Below are 16,085 nucleotides of genomic sequence, written 5' to 3'. Positions count from 1 at the left end.
GGCGATACTGTCAAACCGGATCGATATAGACAAGGGATTCCGAAGTTACTCGGCCATTTCGCAACGAATTCCGCTACGACGACTTGCTTACCCCCGGTGACACTGACAGGATCTCCGCGTGGCAGTGCGAACGGGGAACTCCGACAAGAACCAGACCCTGCTGGATGACACCTCGAAGGCGATCATCGAGCAGCTCCAGCTGGACGGACGGCGCTCGTACGCCGCGATCGGCAAGGCCGTCGGCCTGTCCGAGGCGGCGGTCCGGCAGCGGGTGCAGCGGCTGACCGAGGCCGGCGTGATGCAGGTTGTCGCGGTCACCGATCCGCTCGAGCTCGGTTTCGACCGGCAGGCGATGATCGGGATCAAGGCCGAGGGCTCATTGGAGCCGATCGCCGACGAGCTCGCGAAGATGGACGAGGTCGAGTACGTCGTGATCACGGCCGGCTCGTTCGACCTGCTGGCCGAGGTGCTGTGCGAGAGCGACGAGCACCTGCTGCAGGTGCTGTCGGAGCGGGTCCGGCAGATCGAGGGCGTGAAGGCGACGGAGACGTTCGTCTATCTGAAGCTGGTGAAACAGACCTATTCCTGGGGTGTGCGCTGAACCTCTGGTCCGCTGAGCCCGGCGATGCACGCCCTGCGCTTGGCGGTGACCGAGACGCCGACGTGGTGATCGTCGGCGCCGGGTACACCGGCCTGTGGACGGCGTACTACCTGGCGAAAGCCGATCCGGCGTTGCGCATCGTCGTACTCGAAGCGGAAAGGGCCGGCTTCGGTGCGTCAGGACGTAACGGTGGCTGGTGTTCCGCGCTGTTCCCGGTGTCGTCGCGGCGGTTGGCGTCGCTGCCCGGGTCGAGCCGGGACGCGGCGATCGAGCTGCATCGCGCCATGCAGGCGACCGTCAACGAGGTCGGACTCGTGACCGCCGCGGAGCAGATCGACTGCGATTACCACAAGGGCGGGACGATCGTGCTGGCCCGTACGCCGGTCCAGCTCGCGCGGGCTCGGGCCGAGGTTGCGCGCTCACACGACTGGGGACCTGGTGATCTTCGCTTCCTGGAGCCTGATGAGGTCGCCGCGAAGGTGCGGGCCACAAAGGTGCTGGGGGCAACCTTCACGCCGCACTGCGCGGCGGTCCATCCGGGCAAGCTGGTGCGTGGACTCGCTGTCGCCGTCGAGCGGCTCGGAGTGACGATCCACGAGCACTCGCCGGTGCACACGATCTCGGCCGGCCGCGCGATCACGTCGTACGGCGTGGTGCGGGCGGACGTCGTGGTCCGCGCGACCGAGGGATTCACGCCGGGGTTGGCCGGGGAGTCTCGCGCGGTGGCGCCGGTGTACTCGCTGATGGTCGCGACCGAGCCGCTGTCCGCGGAGGTATGGGATCGCATCGGGCTGGCGGATCGGCCGACGTTCAGTGATCAGCGGCATCTGATCATCTACGGGCAGCGGACCGCGGACGGGCGGCTGGCGTTCGGCGGGCGGGGTGCGCCGTACCACTTCCGGTCGCGGACCAAGCCGTCGTTCGACAGGTCTCCGGCTGTGTTCAAGGGATTGCAGGCGACGTTGCGCGAGCTGTTCGACCTGTCCGGGGTCCAGTTCACGCATGCGTGGGGCGGGCCGCTCGGGATACCGCGTGACTGGTGCGCCTCGGTCGGGCTGGATCGCGGGTCCGGCGTGGCGTGGGCCGGTGGGTACGTCGGGGATGGCGTGAGTACGGCGAACCTCGCGGGGCGGACGTTGACGGATCTGATCCTCGGGCGGGACACGGCGTTGGTCCGGTTGCCGTGGGTCGGGCATCGGTCGCGGCGGTGGGAGCCTGAGCCGTTGCGGTGGTTGGGGATCAATGCCGGGTTGCGGGCGATGACGTTCGCGGACACGGAGGAACGGCTGACCCGGCGCGAGAGTTTGATCGCCCGATGGATGGCGCCGCTGATCGGCGGCTAGTTACTTGATGGCTGCGGCTTCCTTGATGGCTGCGGCGGCTAGGTGGCCGGCTTCGGCGAGGAGAGTCGTGAGGGGGAGGCCGGTCAGCGGGAGGCTGGGGTGCGCCCAGTCGTTGAGGATCGGGTCCTCGGTGGTCAGGTGGCCGGCGAGTTCGGTCCGGCTGAGCTCGAAGACGTGCGCCGGGTTCCCGGTCAGGTCGACCACGGTCTGCATGAGCCGGCCCGCTTGGTCCTCCCACAACACGTCGCCGGCGTCCAGGTGGTCCGGCCGGATCAGCAGCAGCTCGACGTCCGTGTCCAGATCACCGTCGCCTCGCGCGACTGCGCCGTACACACTCGCGTGGACCGCCGGGATCCGCCAGCCGCTGATCTCGTCCGCGAGCCGGCTGATCAACGTACTGCGCAAGTCGGCGAGGAACTCCACCGCCGGGGCGACGAGGTGCTTGCGATTGAGGCGATAGAGCAACGAGTTGCCGAGATCGTCGACGTGGACCAGCCCGGTCGCCGCCAGCCGCTGCAACACCAGCCGCACGCCCGCGACACTGCCCGATCCGGCCAGCTTGTGGATCTGCCGCCCCGACAGCCCTTCCTCGCTCCGCGCGAGCACCAGCAGCACGGGCCCGTCCAGCGACGGCACGACAGTACTGATCGGACTCTTGAGATCCATGGTCAGCCCACCCTAGTAACCACCCGGGTGTGGACAGTAATCACCGTGACGAGTCAGGTTTACAGACCTTTGGGGCGGGCTCGGGAGATGGGGGTGGTGCGGAGTTCGGCGGTGAAGGCGTAGCGGTCGCCGCGGTAGAGGGCGGAGGTGTATTCGAGGACGCGGTCTCGGTTGTCGAAGCTGATCCCGTGCACGGCGAGACACGGTTGGGTGGTGGGGATGTCGAGCCAGTTGGCCGTCTTGGCGTCGGGCATCACCGGTTCGAGTCGCGACGTACCGCTGACCAGGTCGATGCCGTAGCGGTTGCTGAGCAAGTCGTACAGGGAGCCGTTCAGGTCCTCAGCCTGGAGGCCTGGGACGTACGTCGCCGGCATCGTCGTACGCTCGACCACCATCGGGTGATCGTCCGCGAGCCGGAGCCGGGTGAACGCGATGATCGGATCGCCAACCGGAATCCGCAACCGCCGCGCCACGGCCCGCTCGGCCTTCTGCTGCCGGAACTCCAGCATCGTGCTCCCCGGCCGCATCCCCCGCCGCCGGATGTCCTCGGAGAACCCGATCATCCCCAGCCACCGCGCCACCTTCGGCCGCGTCGTGTACGTCCCGCTGCCGTGCCGCCGAACCAGCAACTCCTCGATCACCAGTTCGTCCACCGCACGCCGCAACGTCATCCGCGCCACGTTCCACCGCACCGCCAACTCCCGCTCCGGCGGCAACGCCGCCCCCTCCGGCAAGTTGTCGATCAAACCCAACAACAACGCCCGAACCTCAGCAGCCTTCCCCGGCAACAACCCACCCATTGGTCTTCCCTAACACCCAACCCCTCCCCCCGTGAACCCCTTTCAACCCCAATCGCACTAGACCACCTCGCGCTGGGTCGCGTCCTGAGGGTCAAGCTCGCTCCTCGGAGGAAAACAAGCACACTTGATTCTTTTTCCGAGGCGTGCCAGTGTCGGCTGCACGAGCCTACCGAGGGAGTGCAGCGTGCAATTGGACGAAGTGCTGGCTGATCTGTGGGCCGAAAGTGCCGAGCTGGACCGGTTGGTCGGTGGACTGGCCGCCGAGGCGTGGGCGACCCCGACGCCGGCCGAGGGCTGGACGATCGCGCATCAGATCGCGCATCTGGCGTGGACTGATGAGGCTGCGCACCTGGCCGCGACCGATCCGGAGGGGTTCAAGGCCTCGTTGCAGAAGGCGGCGGCCAACCCGACCGGATATGTGGATGAGGGTGCTGCCGAGGGTGCGGCGTTGCCGCCAGACCAGCTGCTGCCGTACTGGCGCGAGACGCGTGCTGAGCTCGCCGAGGCGCTGAAGAAGGTCCCGGACAAGGAGAAGGTGCTCTGGTACGGGCCCCCGATGAGTCCGACCTCGATGGCGACCGCCCGGTTGATGGAGACCTGGGCACACGGCCAGGACGTGTTCGACGCGCTCGGGGTGCAGCGCCAGCCGAGCAACCGGCTGCGGCATGTCGCGCATCTCGCCGTACGCACCCGCGACTTCGCCTACCTGCTGAACGACCGCACTCCACCGGCCGACCCGTTCCATGTGGAACTCACCGGACCAGATGGCGACACCTGGACCTGGGGTCCGGAGGACGCCGCGCAGCGGGTGAGCGCGCCGGCGCTCGACTTCTGTTTGCTGGCGACGCAACGCCGGCACCGTGACGACCTCGCCGTACGCGCGGAAGGCGCGGACGCCGAGGAGTGGCTCGGGATCATCCAGGCCTTCGCCGGACTGCCGGGGAAGGGCCGCGAAGCCGGGCAGTTCGGATGACCGAGCCCCTCCGCATCGGCAACGCGTCCGGGTTCTACGGCGACCGGTTCAGCGCGGTCCACGAGATGCTCACCGGCGGGCCGCTCGACGTCCTCACCGGCGACTACCTCGCCGAGCTGACCATGCTGATCCTCGGCCGCGACCGGCTGAAGGACCCGTCACTCGGGTACGCGCGAACCTTCCTCAAGCAGCTCGAGACCGGCCTGGGCGAGGCGCTCGACCGCGGCGTGAAGATCGTCAGCAACGCCGGCGGCCTGAATCCGGCCGGCCTCGCACAGGCAATCCAGGAGCTCGCCGACCGCCTCGGCCTGCACCCCCACATCGCGTACGTCGAAGGCGACGACCTCCTCGCCCGAGCGTCCGAGTTGAACCTCGGCACACCGCTCACCGCCAACGCCTACCTCGGCGCCTGGGGCATCGCGGAGGCTCTCCAGGCCGGCGCGGACGTGGTCGTCACCGGCCGCGTCACCGATGCCTCGGTGATCGTCGGGCCGGCCGCCGCCCACCATGGCTGGAAGCGGACCCAGTACGACGAACTCGCCGGTGCCGTGGTCGCAGGACACGTGATCGAGTGCGGCTGCCAGGCGACCGGCGGCAACTACGCGTTCTTCAGCGAGATCCGCGACCTCGGCCGCCCCGGGTTCCCGATCGCGGAGATTCACGCCGACGGCAGCAGCGTGATCACCAAGCACGACAACACCGGCGGCGCGGTCACCGTCGACACGGTCAAGGCCCAACTCCTCTACGAGATCACCGGCGCGCGGTACGCCGGTCCGGACGTCACCACGCGTCTCGACACGATCGAGCTCGACGCCGACGGCCCGGACCGCGTCCGCATCGCCGGTGTCCGCGGTGAGCCGCCGCCACCGACGTACAAGGTGTCGTTGAACAGCGTCGGTGGGTTCCGCAACGAGGTGGACTTCGTGCTCACCGGGCTCCAACTGGAGGAGAAGGCGGAGCTGGTCAAGGCGCAACTCGAGCGGGCCCTGCCGAAGCGACCGGCCGAGTTGAAGTGGACTGTGGCCTGGACCGAGAAGCCGAACGCGGCTTCCGAGGAGGAGGCCAGCGTGTTCCTCCGGTGCGCGGTGAAGGACCCGGATCCGAAGGTCGTCGGCCGGGCGTTCTCCAGCGCGGCGATCGAGCTGGCGCTGGCGAGCTACCCAGGCTTCCATGTGACCGCGCCGCCCGGCGACGGTTCGCCGTACGGCGTTTTCCGGGCCGGGTACGTCGACGTCCACGAGGTGGAGCACGTCGTCGTACTGCCGGATGGGACGCGCAACGTCGTCGAGCCCGCGGCTGAAACGCAACCGCTCACGGAGGTCGACGACATCGCGTTGCCGATGCCGTTGCCGCAGCTTGCGTCCAGCGGGCGGCCGCGGACGCGTGAGGTCCCGCTCGGCCGGATCGCCGGCGCGCGGTCCGGTGACAAGGGCGGCGATGCGAACGTCGGTGTGTGGGTTCGGGAGGAGAAGACGTGGCGCTGGCTTGCGCACGCTTTCACGGTCGAGCTGTTCCAGGAGCTGCTCCCGGAGACGCGGCCGCTGACCGTGACGCGGTACGTCCTGCCGAACCTGTGGGCGGTGAACTTCGTCGTCGAGGGGTTGCTGGGTGAGGGGGTCGCAGCGCAGGCACGGTTCGATCCGCAGGCGAAGGCGGTCGGCGAGTGGCTCCGGTCCCGGTACATCGACGTACCGGAGGTGCTGTTGTGAACGACTTCCGGGAATCCGTCCGCCGGTTCATGGCGGCCGAAGTCCTGCCGCACCTGGATCAGTGGGAGCGCGACGGTGAGCTTCCCCGCGAGCTGCACAAGAAGGCCGGCCAGCTCGGGCTGCTCGGTGTGGCGTTCCCGGAGGCGGTGGGTGGGGGTGGCGGTTCGCTGCTCGACGCGCTGGCCGTGGTTGAGGAGATGCACTACGCCGGTGGGTCCGGCGGGCTGGTCGCGTCGCTGCTGACCTGCGGAATCGCCGTACCGCATATCGTTGCTGCGGGCAATCAACAGCAGCTCGACCGGTGGGTCCGGCCGACTCTCGACGGCGAGCTGATCGGCGCGCTGGCGATCACCGAACCCGACGGCGGGTCGGATGTCGCCTCGCTGCGTACGACGGCGCGCCGCGACGGTGACGTGTTTGTCGTGAACGGTGCGAAGACCTACATCACCTCCGGATGCCGCGCGGACTTCGTCACCACCGCGGTCCGCACCGACGGGCCGGGCGCCCACGGGATCAGCTTGCTGGTGATCGAGAAGGGCACGCCTGGCTTCGAGGTCTCCCGCAAGCTCGACAAGATGGGCTGGCTGTGTTCGGACACGGCCGAGCTGTCGTTCACCGACGTACGGGTGCCTGTGGAGAACCTCGTCGGGGCGCAAGGCACCGGCTTCGTCCAGCTCGCGGTGAACTTCGTCGCCGAGCGGCTGACGCTGGCAGTCCAGGCGTACGCCGGTGCGCAGCGAGCACTCGATCTCACGGTGGAGTGGTGCCGGGCCCGCGAGACGTTCGGCCGGCCGCTGATCTCGCGGCAGACCGTGCAGCACACGCTCACCGAGATGGCCCGCCGGATCGACGTCGCCCGGGTCTACGTGCACTCCGTGGCTGACAAGGCCAACAGGGGTGAGGACGTGATCGCCGAGACGTGCTTCGCCAAGAACACCGCGGTAGAGGCCGGGCAATGGGTCTGCGACCAGGCGCTCCAGCTGCACGGCGGTCTCGGCTACATGCGGGAGGCCGAGGTGGAACGCCAGTACCGCGACCAGAAGATCCTCGCGATCGGCGGCGGCACCACCGAGATCCTGACCGGCCTGGCCTCGAAACGACTGGGGTACACCACATGAGTAATCGCGAGGCGATGCTGGAGAAGCTGACCGCCTTGGACGCCGAGCATGCGAAGGCGCTGGCAGGCGGCGGCGAGAAGTACGTCGACCGGCACCACAAGCGCGGCAAGTTGCTGGCTCGGGAGCGGATCGAGTTGCTGCTCGACCCGGACTCGCCGTTCCTCGAACTGTCGCCGTTGGCCGGCTGGGGTTCGGACTTCACTGTCGGCGCGAGCCTGGTGACCGGGATCGGTGTGGTCAGCGGGGTCGAGTGTCTGATCAGCGCGAACGACCCGACCGTGAAGGGTGGCGCGAGCAATCCGTGGACCCTGCGCAAGGCGTTGCGGGCGGACGAGATCGCGCGGGCGAACCGGTTGCCGGTGATCAGCCTGGTCGAGTCCGGCGGCGCGGATCTGCCGACGCAGAAGGAGATCTTCATCCCCGGCGGGGCGATGTTCCGCGATCTCACCCGGTTGTCGGCCGAGGGGATCCCGACGATCGCGCTGGTGTTCGGCAACTCGACCGCCGGCGGTGCGTACATCCCGGGCATGAGCGACTACGTGGTGATGGTCGACGGTGGCGCGAAGGTGTTCCTGGCCGGTCCGCCGCTGGTGAAGATGGCGACCGGCGAGGACGCGGACGACGAGTCGCTCGGCGGCGCGTCGATGCACGCTCGCCAGTCCGGGCTCGCCGATTACTTCGCGGTCGACGAGCAGGACGCGATCCGGCTCGGACGGCAGATCGTGTCGCGGCTGAACTGGCGGAAGCTGGGTCCGTCGCCGGCTTCGTCGTACGACGAACCTCTCCACGACTCCGACGAGCTGCTCGACATCGTGCCCGGGGACCTGAAGATCCCGTTCGATCCGCGGGACGTGATCGCGCGGGTGGTGGACGGGTCGGTGTTCGACGAGTTCAAGCCGCTGTACGGATCGTCGCTGGCGACCGGGTGGGCTTCGCTGCATGGGTACCCGGTCGGCATTCTGGCGAACGCACGTGGAGTGCTGTTCAGCGAGGAGTCGCAGAAGGCGGCCCAGTTCATCCAGCTGGCGAACCGGGCGAACACGCCGCTGATCTTCCTGCACAACACCACCGGCTACATGGTCGGGCAGGAGTACGAGCAGCGTGGGATCATCAAGCACGGCGCGCAGATGATCAACGCGGTCTCCAACTCTCGGGTGCCGCATATCTCGGTGCTGATGGGGGCGTCGTACGGCGCCGGGCACTACGGGATGTGTGGTCGTGCCTTCGATCCCCGGTTCCTGTTCGCGTGGCCGTCAGCGAAGTCGGCGGTGATGGGACCGCAGCAGCTCGCCGGGGTGCTGTCGATCGTCACCCGCGCCGCCGCCGAGGCGAAAGGCCAGCCGTACGACGAGAATGCGGATGCCCAGATGCGTGCGTACGTCGAGGGCCAGATCGAGGCCGAGTCCCTGCCGATGTTCCTCTCCGGCCGCTTGTACGACGACGGCGTCATCGATCCCCGAGACACTCGAACAGTCCTGGGCATCTGCCTGTCCGCCATCCACTCCGCCCCGGTCGAAGGCACCTCCTCCTTCGGCGTCTTCAGGATGTGATGTCCGTGCTTACCTCAGTGCTGGTGGCCAATCGGGGCGAGATCGCCCGGCGGATCTTCCGCACGGCCCGCTCCCTCGGGCTATCCACGGTCGCCATTCACTCGACCGCCGACGCGGGATCGCCCCATGCGGCTGAGGCGGACGCGGCCGTACATCTGCCCGGGAACACGCCAAGCGAGACGTACCTCCGTAGTGAACTGATCGTTGAAGCGGCTCTGCGTGCCGGTGCGGACGCCGTGCATCCCGGGTATGGGTTCCTGTCGGAGAACGCCGGGTTCGCGCAAGCCGTGATCGACGCGGGGCTGACCTGGATCGGGCCGCCGGTGGACGCGATCTCCTCGATGGGGTCGAAGATCGAGGCGAAGAAGCTGATGTCGACCGCCGGGGTGCCGGTGCTCGCCGAGCTCACGCCGGCGGAGGTTTCGGCGGATGACCTGCCGGTGCTGGTGAAGGCGTCGGCCGGTGGGGGTGGGCGCGGGATGCGAGTGGTCTCGCGCCTGGAGGATCTGCCGAGGGAGATCGAGGCGGCGTCCGCCGAGGCGTTGTCCGCCTTCGGTGACGGGACGGTCTTCTGCGAGCGGTACCTCGCGGCCGGACGGCACATCGAGGTGCAGATCATGGCCGACGAGCACGGCACGATCTGGGCGGTCGGCGAACGCGAGTGCTCCATCCAGCGCCGCCACCAGAAGGTGATCGAGGAGGCGCCGTCCCCGCTCGTCGAGCGCGTCCCCGCCATGCGGGCCGCGTTGTTCGACGCCGCGCGGAAGGCAGCCGCCGCGATCAACTACGTCGGCGCCGGCACGGTCGAGTTCCTCGCGGACGAGGCCGGCAACTTCTACTTCCTGGAGATGAACACACGCCTCCAGGTCGAACACCCCGTCACGGAAGAGACCACTGGGTTGGACCTGGTGGCGCTGCAGTTCGCGGTCGCCGCCGGGGAGCGCCTCCCTGCCGATCCACCGCCGACGGTCGGTCACGCGATCGAGGTGCGGCTGTACGCCGAGGACCCAACCAACGACTGGCAACCACAAACAGGCACGCTCCAGCGCTTCGCACTGGAGCGTGGGGAAAGCGAAGGCGGAGGCGGCGCGAGGCTGGCCGTAGGCGCGCGAGTGTCTGGGGTGCGGGTGGACTCTGGGGTTGTGGACGGCTCGGAGGTCTCGCCGTACTACGACGCGATGCTGGCGAAGGTGATCGCGTTCGGGCCGGGCCGGAGTGTGGTGGCGCGGCGGCTGGCTGGCGAGTTGCAGCGGGCGCGGATTCATGGGGTGGGGACCAACCGGGAGCTGTTGGCGTGGATCCTGCGGCATCCTGTGTTCCTGGCCGGCGACACCGACACCGCGTTCTTCGAGAAGCATGGTGTCGGTGGCGGGGCGGAGCCTGATGTGGAGCGGGTGTCCGCGTTGGCGGCGGCGTTGGCGGATGCGGCTGGCCGGCAGGTGGAGGCCCGGGTGCGGGTGCCGAGTGGGTGGCGGAACCTCGCGTCTCAGCCGCAGCGGAAAAGCTACCGGGCCGGCGTGACGACGTACGAGGTCGAGTATCGGCTGACCCGGGACGGGTTGGTTGCTGAGGGCAACGTGCAGTTGGTCGACAGTGCGCCGGATCGCGTGGTGCTCGAGGTTGGCGGCGTACGGCGAACCTTCGAGGTGGCGGCGTACGACGGAATGGTGTGTGTGGACTCGTCGCTCGGGAGTGTCAGCCTCACCCCGGTGGAGCGGTTCACGGATCCGGCGCAGCAGGTGTCGGCGGGGTCGTTGCTCGCTCCGATGCCGGGGATCGTCATCCGAGTCGGCGTACAGGTCGGTGACGTGGTCGAACAAGGGCAGCCGTTGCTGTGGCTGGAGGCGATGAAGATGGAGCACACCATCGCCGCGCCGACCGACGGTGTGCTCAATGAGCTCAGGGTCGAAGCAGGTCAACAGGTCGAGGTCGGCGCCGTACTGGCGGTCGTTGGGGAGGAAGCATGAGCTTCATCGAGTCCGAGGAACGCCAAGCGCTGCGGAAGGCCGTGCGCGAACTGGGCAAGAAGTACGGCTACGACTGGTTCAACCAGCAGGCACGCAGCGGCGGGCATACGACCGAGCTGTGGCTGGAGGCCGGCAAGCTCGGCTACCTCGGCGTGAACCTCCCCGAGGAGTACGGCGGCGGAGGCGGCGGCATGGCCGACCTGTCGATCGTGCTCGAGGAGCTCGGTGCGGCCGGCTGCCCGTTGCTGATGATGGTGGTCTCGCCGTCGATCTGCGGCACCGTGATCGCCCGCTTCGGCACCGACGAGCAGAAGCAGCGCTGGCTGCCGGGCCTCGCCGACGGTACGACGATCATGGCGTTCGCGATCACCGAGCCCGACGCCGGTTCGAACTCACACGAGATCACCACGACCGCCCGGCGGACCGAGGACGGCTGGTCGCTGACCGGGCGGAAGGTCTTCATCTCCGGGCTCGACGTCGCGCAGGCGGTGCTCGTGGTCGGCCGGACCGAGGACGCGCGGACCGGCAAGCTCAAGCCGGCCCTGTTCATCGTCCCCGTGGACGCTCCCGGAGTGGAGTACCAGCAGATCGAGATGGACCTGATCAGTCCGGACAAGCAGTTCGCCCTGTTCCTGGACGACGTACAACTGCCGCGCGAAGCGCTCGTGGGGTCCGAGGACGCGGCGCTGATGCAGCTGTTCGCCGGGCTCAACCCGGAGCGGATCATGGCGTCCGCATTCGCGGTCGGGATCGCGCGGCACGCACTCGGCAAGGCGACCGCCTACGTCAAGGATCGTCAGGTCTGGAAGACGCCGATCGGCGCCCACCAAGGCATCGCGCACCCGCTCGCGCAGATCAAGATCGAGCTCGAGCTGGCCAGGCTGATGATGCAGAAGGCCGCCGCGCTCTACGACGCGGGCGATGACCTGGCCGCGGGTGAAGCCGCGAACATGGCGAAGTACGCGGCCGGCGAAGTGGCGGTCCGGGCAACCGACCAGGCGGTCCAGTCGCTCGGCGGCAACGGCATGACGAAGGAGTACGGCGTCGCCTCCCTGGTCGCCGCCGCGCGAGCGACCCGGATCGCCCCGGTGAGCCGGGAGATGATCCTGAACTTCGTCGCCCAGCACAGCCTCGGACTGCCCAAGTCGTACTGAGGTCTTCCACAAATACTCCCCAGTAGGCCAAAGTTCCTGCCACCAGCGCAGAGAGGGTGAAGGCCAATGATCATCACCAGCCAGTTCCCGCCCGTCGAGATCCTCGACGTACCGATCCACGACGCCGTGCTGGGCCGGGCCCAGGAGTACGGCGACCGACCGGCCATGGTCGACGGTGTGACCGGGAAGGAGCTCAGCTACGCCCAGCTGGACGGCATGACTCGCCGGATCGCGGCCGGGTTCGCCGAGCTCGGCATCCGGCGCGGCGACGTGATCGCGCTGCACAGCCCGAACACGATCCTCTACCCGGCGGTCTTCTACGGCGCCACCCGCGCCGGCGCGACGGTGACCACGGTCAACGCGCTGTACACGGCCGACGAGCTGCACAAGCAACTGGTCGACTCGAAGGCGAAGCTGCTGGTGACGATCTCGCTGTTCCTGCCGGTCGCGACCGCGGCCGTCGAGGGCACCGACGTCACCGAGATCTTCGTCTGCGACCAGGCCGAGGGCTACCGCTCGGTGCTGGAGCTGCTCGCGTCGACCGGTCCCGAGCCGGAGGTGACGATCGATCCGGCCGAGGACGTCGCCGTACTCCCGTACTCCAGCGGGACCACCGGCGCGGCCAAGGGCGTGATGCTGACGCACCGGAACATCGCGACCAACATCTCGCAGGCCGAGGTGATGATCACGCTCGGGCAGGATGAGCGGATCATCGCGATCCTGCCGTTCTTTCACATCTACGGCCTGTCGGTACTGATGAACCTGCCGCTGCGGCTCGGCGCGACCGTGGTGGTGCTGCCGAAGTTCGACCTGCAGCAGTTCCTCACCACGCTCGACGAGCAGAAGATCACCCGGGCGTTCGTCGCCCCGCCAGTGGTACTGGCGCTGGCGAAGCACCCGGCCGTGGACGGGGTCGACCTGTCCGCGCTGAAGCACGTGACGTCGGCGGCGGCCCCGCTGGACGGTGACCTGGCCGAGGCGTGTGCGAAGCGGCTCGGGCTGCACGCGGTGCTGCAGGCGTACGGGATGACGGAGTTGTCGCCGGGTACGCACGCCGTACCGCAGGATGACGTGGACCCGCCGGCCGGTGCTGTCGGCAAGCTCTTCCCGTCGACCGAGATGCGCCTGGTCGGTGCCGATGGCAACGATGTCGGCGACGAGGAGACCGGGGAGATCTGGATCCGCGGCCCGCAGGTGATGAAGGGGTACCTGGGCCGCCCGGCCGAGACCGACGCGACCATCGACCCGGACGGCTGGTTGCACACCGGCGACATCGGCAGGGTGGACGAGCGCGGCTACCTGTACGTCGTCGACCGGGTGAAGGAACTGATCAAGTACCACGGCTACCAGGTGCCGCCGGCCGAGCTGGAGGCGGTGCTGCTCACCGACGACCGGATCGCGGACGCGGCGGTCATCGGGGTGAATGCCGAGGGCAACGAGGTGCCGAAGGCGTTCGTGGTGCCGATGCCGGGTGCCTCGCTGACCGCTGAGGACGTGATGGAGTACGTCGCCGCGCGGGTGGCGCCGTACAAGAAGGTGCGGCAGGTGGAGTTCATCGACGCTGTGCCGAAGGCCGCGTCGGGCAAAATCCTCCGGCGTGAGCTGCGAGCCCGCGAGTCCGCCCGTGAGTGAGGTGCTCGATGGGTGAACTCGCTGCGCTCGCTCACGGCCTCAAAGCACCCCAGCAGGACCGCAGCCGGGCGACCCGGCAGCGGTTGCTCGAGGCGGCGGTCGAGTCGCTGGCCGAGGTCGGGTACGCCGCGACGACGGTGAGTGTCGTGGCGACCCGGGCCGGGGTGTCGCGGGGTGCGGCTCAGCATCACTTCCCGACGCGGGCGGATCTGTTCGCGGCGGCAGTCGAGTACATGACCGAGGTGCGGCTGGCGGAGATCCGTGCGCAGGCTGGACGGTTGCCTATCGGGCCTGGGAGGACCGAGGCGATCGTCGGGATGCTGGCGGACGTCTATACCGGGCCGCTGTTCCGGGCCGCGTTGCACCTGTGGGTTGCGGCGTCGACCGAAGAGGCGCTGCGGAAGCAGATCGTTCGGCTGGAGGCGCATGTAGGGCGCCAGGCGCACCGGGCGCTGCTGGAGGTGCTTGAGGTGAGTGAACAGACCCCTGGTGTGCGGGAGACCGTGCAGGGCGTGCTGGATATGGCGCGTGGTCTGGGGCTGGCTGATCTGCTGACGGATGACAGTGCGCGTCGGCGGGGCATCGTGCGGCAGTGGAGCCGCATCCTCGATCAGGCCCTGCGGGAGCCGGGTGTGTGACCGAAGGCGCGCCGGAAGGTGTCGATGAACGCACTGGTCGACGCCCAACCGGTTTGGTGAGCCACCTGGGTCACCTGATGTCCCTCGGCTAGCAACCTGAGTGCGTGGTGGAGTCTGAGCTGCGTGCGCCATTGGGGAAAGGTCATGCCGAGGTCCGCTTTGCACAGGCGGCTCAGCGTGCGCTCACTCGCCCCAACCTCACGGCCGAGCTCTGTCAGCGTCCTGGTGTCCGCAGGGTCGTCGCGTAGAAGGTCGCAGACGGAGGCCAGCCGTGGGTCGTTGGGTGTCGGCAAATACGTACGCCGCTGAGGCGACCGCCGCAGCTGATCCAGTAGCACCGCGTGAAGCCGCCGCCGCTCGGCGGCGCCCGCCTCGCCGACGCGGTGCTCGTCCTCGTCTCCTCGGTCCCCGTCTTCACCTGATGTGTAGGTGAGGATCAGCTCTCTGAGGAGCGGGCTGACCACGAGGGCTGACGGGGTGTACAGGTTGAGGGGGTTTTCGGTGAGGCCGACTGTGTGTAGGGCGGTTTCGCCGTAGGCGCGGTGTTGGTGGAGGGTGCCGGCGGGGACCCAGATTGCTCGGGTTGCGGGGGCTATCCAGCTGCCGGCGTCGGTGGTGACGGAGAGGACGCCGCGGCCGGCGTACACGATCTGGTGCCGATCGTGCCAGTGCGCCTCGATGCCGCCTCCGGCCGGGATCGGCTGGAAGCCGGTGTTCGCGGGACGTTGGCGGGTTTCCGGCATACATTGGCATTTTATCGGAAGCCGGACAGCCCGACCGGCCGCGACGATCGACGGTGTGTGGAGACTTCGACCGATCGGGCTGATGGCGATCGGGCACGCGTGCGTGGATGTGTACCAGGGCTGCGTGCCGGCCTTGGTGCCGTTTCTCGTCGCCGAGCGCGGGCTCGGGTACGTCGCGGTGTCCGGGATCACCTTGGCCGCGACCTTGCTGTCCTCGGTGGTCCAGCCGGTGTTCGGCGTACTGACCGATCGGCGGCCGCTGACCTGGCTGATCCCGGTCGCGATGACGACCGCGGGGCTGGGCATCGCGCTGCTCGGGGTCGGGCCGACGTACTGGCTGAATTGGCTGGCCGCGGCGCTGTCCGGGCTCGGCGTGGCGGCATACCATCCGGAGGCCGCGCGGATGGCGCGCGCCGTGAGCGGCGGCAGCCATGTCGGGATGAGCTGGTTCTCGGTCGGCGGGAACGTCGGGTTCGCGCTGGCGCCGGTGCTGGTCACGCCGATCATCGCGACCGGCGGGCTCTCGCTGACACCGCTGCTCATCCTCCCCGCGCTCGTCGGGGCAGCGATCACCCGGCTCGCACTTCGGTCCGCCCACCTGGTTGTCTCCAGCAACCAATCTGCGGCGGCCGGCGCCGACGACTGGTCGTCGTTCCTGCGGTTGTCGGCGATCATGGTCTGCCGGTCGATCGTCTTCGTCGGCCTCGGCACCTTCATCGCCCTGTACGCCGGCGAGCGGGTCGGCGCCGGGACCACGACCGGCGGGGTGGCGCTGTTCGTCCTCTTCGCGGCCGGTGCGTTCGGCACGTTGCTCGGCGGCCGGTTCGCCACCCGCTACGGGCGGGTCCGGACCCTGCGGACGTCGTACGCCGTCGCCGTACCCGCGATCGCAGGTCTGGTGTTCGTGCCCGGGCCGGCGTTCTTCGGCTTCCTCGCCGTCACCGCGATCGCGATGTCGATCCCGTTCTCGCTGCACGTCACGCTCGGCCAGGACTTCCTTCCCGGCCGCGTCGGCACCGCCGGCGGGATGACACTCGGCCTCGCGGTGAGCATCGGCGGCGTCGCCACGCCCATCCTCGGCACGATCGCCGAACACACGTCCCTGCGCCTCGCGCTCAGCCCACTCATCGCACTGGCGTTGACCAGCAGCCTGATCGGTTACGCCCTCACCGACCCCGCCCCGGAGTGACC

At 68.7% G+C, this 16,085-nt stretch carries 14 protein-coding genes; 11 read left to right on the top strand and 3 right to left on the bottom strand.

The features are described from left to right. Positions 1–118 precede the first annotated feature (118 nt). On the top strand, positions 119–601 hold the full coding sequence (locus AB0E63_RS21115) for an Lrp/AsnC family transcriptional regulator (protein ID WP_360368574.1): 483 nt from the start codon (positions 119–121) through the stop codon (positions 599–601). Between the two features lie 62 nt (positions 602–663). Beyond that, entirely contained in the window at positions 664–1,944 is a 1,281-nt protein-coding gene (locus AB0E63_RS21110) for an FAD-dependent oxidoreductase (protein ID WP_360368572.1), read from the top strand. On the opposite strand, the gene AB0E63_RS21105 is transcribed toward AB0E63_RS21110, so the two are convergent. After that, positions 1,945–2,610, bottom strand: a complete 666-nt coding sequence (locus AB0E63_RS21105) for a hypothetical protein (protein WP_360368569.1) — start codon at positions 2,608–2,610, stop codon at positions 1,945–1,947. A gap of 59 nt (positions 2,611–2,669) precedes the next feature. Beyond that, complete coding sequence (locus tag AB0E63_RS21100) at positions 2,670–3,410, bottom strand: GntR family transcriptional regulator (RefSeq protein ID WP_360368567.1); 741 nt, start codon at positions 3,408–3,410, stop codon at positions 2,670–2,672. Positions 3,411–3,594: 184 nt separating this feature from the next. Here AB0E63_RS21100 and AB0E63_RS21095 point away from each other — a divergent pair, with 184 nt between their 5' ends. From AB0E63_RS21095 to AB0E63_RS21060, 8 genes are all read left to right on the top strand, one after another. After that, positions 3,595–4,383, top strand: a complete 789-nt coding sequence (locus AB0E63_RS21095; RefSeq protein ID WP_360368564.1) for a TIGR03084 family metal-binding protein — start codon at positions 3,595–3,597, stop codon at positions 4,381–4,383. Further along, positions 4,380–6,092: an acyclic terpene utilization AtuA family protein gene (locus tag AB0E63_RS21090; protein ID WP_360368561.1), complete on the top strand. Its 1,713-nt coding sequence runs from the start codon at positions 4,380–4,382 to the stop codon at positions 6,090–6,092. The genes AB0E63_RS21095 and AB0E63_RS21090 overlap by 4 nt, the downstream gene beginning before the upstream one ends. Further along, the gene (locus tag AB0E63_RS21085; RefSeq protein ID WP_360368558.1) at positions 6,089–7,210 is read left to right on the top strand and encodes an acyl-CoA dehydrogenase family protein; all 1,122 of its coding nucleotides are present in this window, start codon (positions 6,089–6,091) and stop codon (positions 7,208–7,210) included. The genes AB0E63_RS21090 and AB0E63_RS21085 overlap by 4 nt, the downstream gene beginning before the upstream one ends. After that, positions 7,207–8,760 (top strand): carboxyl transferase domain-containing protein, encoded by a 1,554-nt coding sequence (locus tag AB0E63_RS21080; RefSeq protein WP_360368555.1) that lies wholly within the window; start codon positions 7,207–7,209, stop codon positions 8,758–8,760. Before AB0E63_RS21085 ends, AB0E63_RS21080 begins: the two co-directional genes overlap by 4 nt. Before the next feature lie 5 nt (positions 8,761–8,765). Then, positions 8,766–10,727 (top strand): biotin carboxylase N-terminal domain-containing protein, encoded by a 1,962-nt coding sequence (locus AB0E63_RS21075; RefSeq protein WP_360368552.1) that lies wholly within the window; start codon positions 8,766–8,768, stop codon positions 10,725–10,727. Further along, the gene (locus AB0E63_RS21070) at positions 10,724–11,881 is read left to right on the top strand and encodes an acyl-CoA dehydrogenase (RefSeq protein ID WP_360368549.1); all 1,158 of its coding nucleotides are present in this window, start codon (positions 10,724–10,726) and stop codon (positions 11,879–11,881) included. The genes AB0E63_RS21075 and AB0E63_RS21070 overlap by 4 nt, the downstream gene beginning before the upstream one ends. A 66-nt stretch (positions 11,882–11,947) precedes the next feature. Continuing rightward, the gene (locus AB0E63_RS21065) at positions 11,948–13,513 is read left to right on the top strand and encodes an AMP-binding protein (protein WP_360368546.1); all 1,566 of its coding nucleotides are present in this window, start codon (positions 11,948–11,950) and stop codon (positions 13,511–13,513) included. A gap of 8 nt (positions 13,514–13,521) precedes the next feature. Next, positions 13,522–14,151, top strand: coding sequence for a TetR/AcrR family transcriptional regulator (locus tag AB0E63_RS21060; RefSeq protein WP_360368543.1), 630 nt, complete (start codon positions 13,522–13,524; stop codon positions 14,149–14,151). Here AB0E63_RS21060 and AB0E63_RS21055 read toward each other — a convergent pair. Next, positions 14,124–14,894, bottom strand: a complete 771-nt coding sequence (locus AB0E63_RS21055) for a helix-turn-helix transcriptional regulator (RefSeq protein ID WP_360368540.1) — start codon at positions 14,892–14,894, stop codon at positions 14,124–14,126. The genes AB0E63_RS21060 and AB0E63_RS21055 overlap by 28 nt on opposite strands. A gap of 55 nt (positions 14,895–14,949) precedes the next feature. Between AB0E63_RS21055 and AB0E63_RS21050 the strand changes: the two genes are divergently transcribed. Further along, the gene (locus tag AB0E63_RS21050; protein ID WP_360368537.1) at positions 14,950–16,083 is read left to right on the top strand and encodes an MFS transporter; all 1,134 of its coding nucleotides are present in this window, start codon (positions 14,950–14,952) and stop codon (positions 16,081–16,083) included. The last annotated feature ends 2 nt before the right edge of the window (positions 16,084–16,085 follow it).

The sequence above is a fragment of the Kribbella sp. NPDC026596 genome (genome assembly GCF_040638415.1).
Lineage (GTDB): Bacteria > Actinomycetota > Actinomycetes > Propionibacteriales > Kribbellaceae > Kribbella.
The sequence above is the reverse complement of the archived record's forward strand: the minus strand, read 5'-3'. Positions and strand labels throughout refer to the sequence as shown.

Bases quoted from the DNA above. Each gene is read 5' to 3' on its own strand.
- AB0E63_RS21070 (WP_360368549.1), top strand. From the start codon at position 10,724: ATGAGCTTCATCGAGTCCGAGGAACGCCAAGCGCTGCGGAAGGCCGTG.
- AB0E63_RS21060 (WP_360368543.1), top strand. From the start codon at position 13,522: ATGGGTGAACTCGCTGCGCTCGCTCACGGCCTCAAAGCACCCCAGCAG.
- AB0E63_RS21055 (WP_360368540.1), bottom strand. From the start codon at position 14,894: ATGCCGGAAACCCGCCAACGTCCCGCGAACACCGGCTTCCAGCCGATC.
- AB0E63_RS21080 (WP_360368555.1), top strand. From the start codon at position 7,207: ATGAGTAATCGCGAGGCGATGCTGGAGAAGCTGACCGCCTTGGACGCC.
- AB0E63_RS21100 (WP_360368567.1), bottom strand. From the start codon at position 3,410: ATGGGTGGGTTGTTGCCGGGGAAGGCTGCTGAGGTTCGGGCGTTGTTG.
- AB0E63_RS21105 (WP_360368569.1), bottom strand. From the start codon at position 2,610: ATGGATCTCAAGAGTCCGATCAGTACTGTCGTGCCGTCGCTGGACGGG.
- AB0E63_RS21065 (WP_360368546.1), top strand. From the start codon at position 11,948: ATGATCATCACCAGCCAGTTCCCGCCCGTCGAGATCCTCGACGTACCG.
- AB0E63_RS21090 (WP_360368561.1), top strand. From the start codon at position 4,380: ATGACCGAGCCCCTCCGCATCGGCAACGCGTCCGGGTTCTACGGCGAC.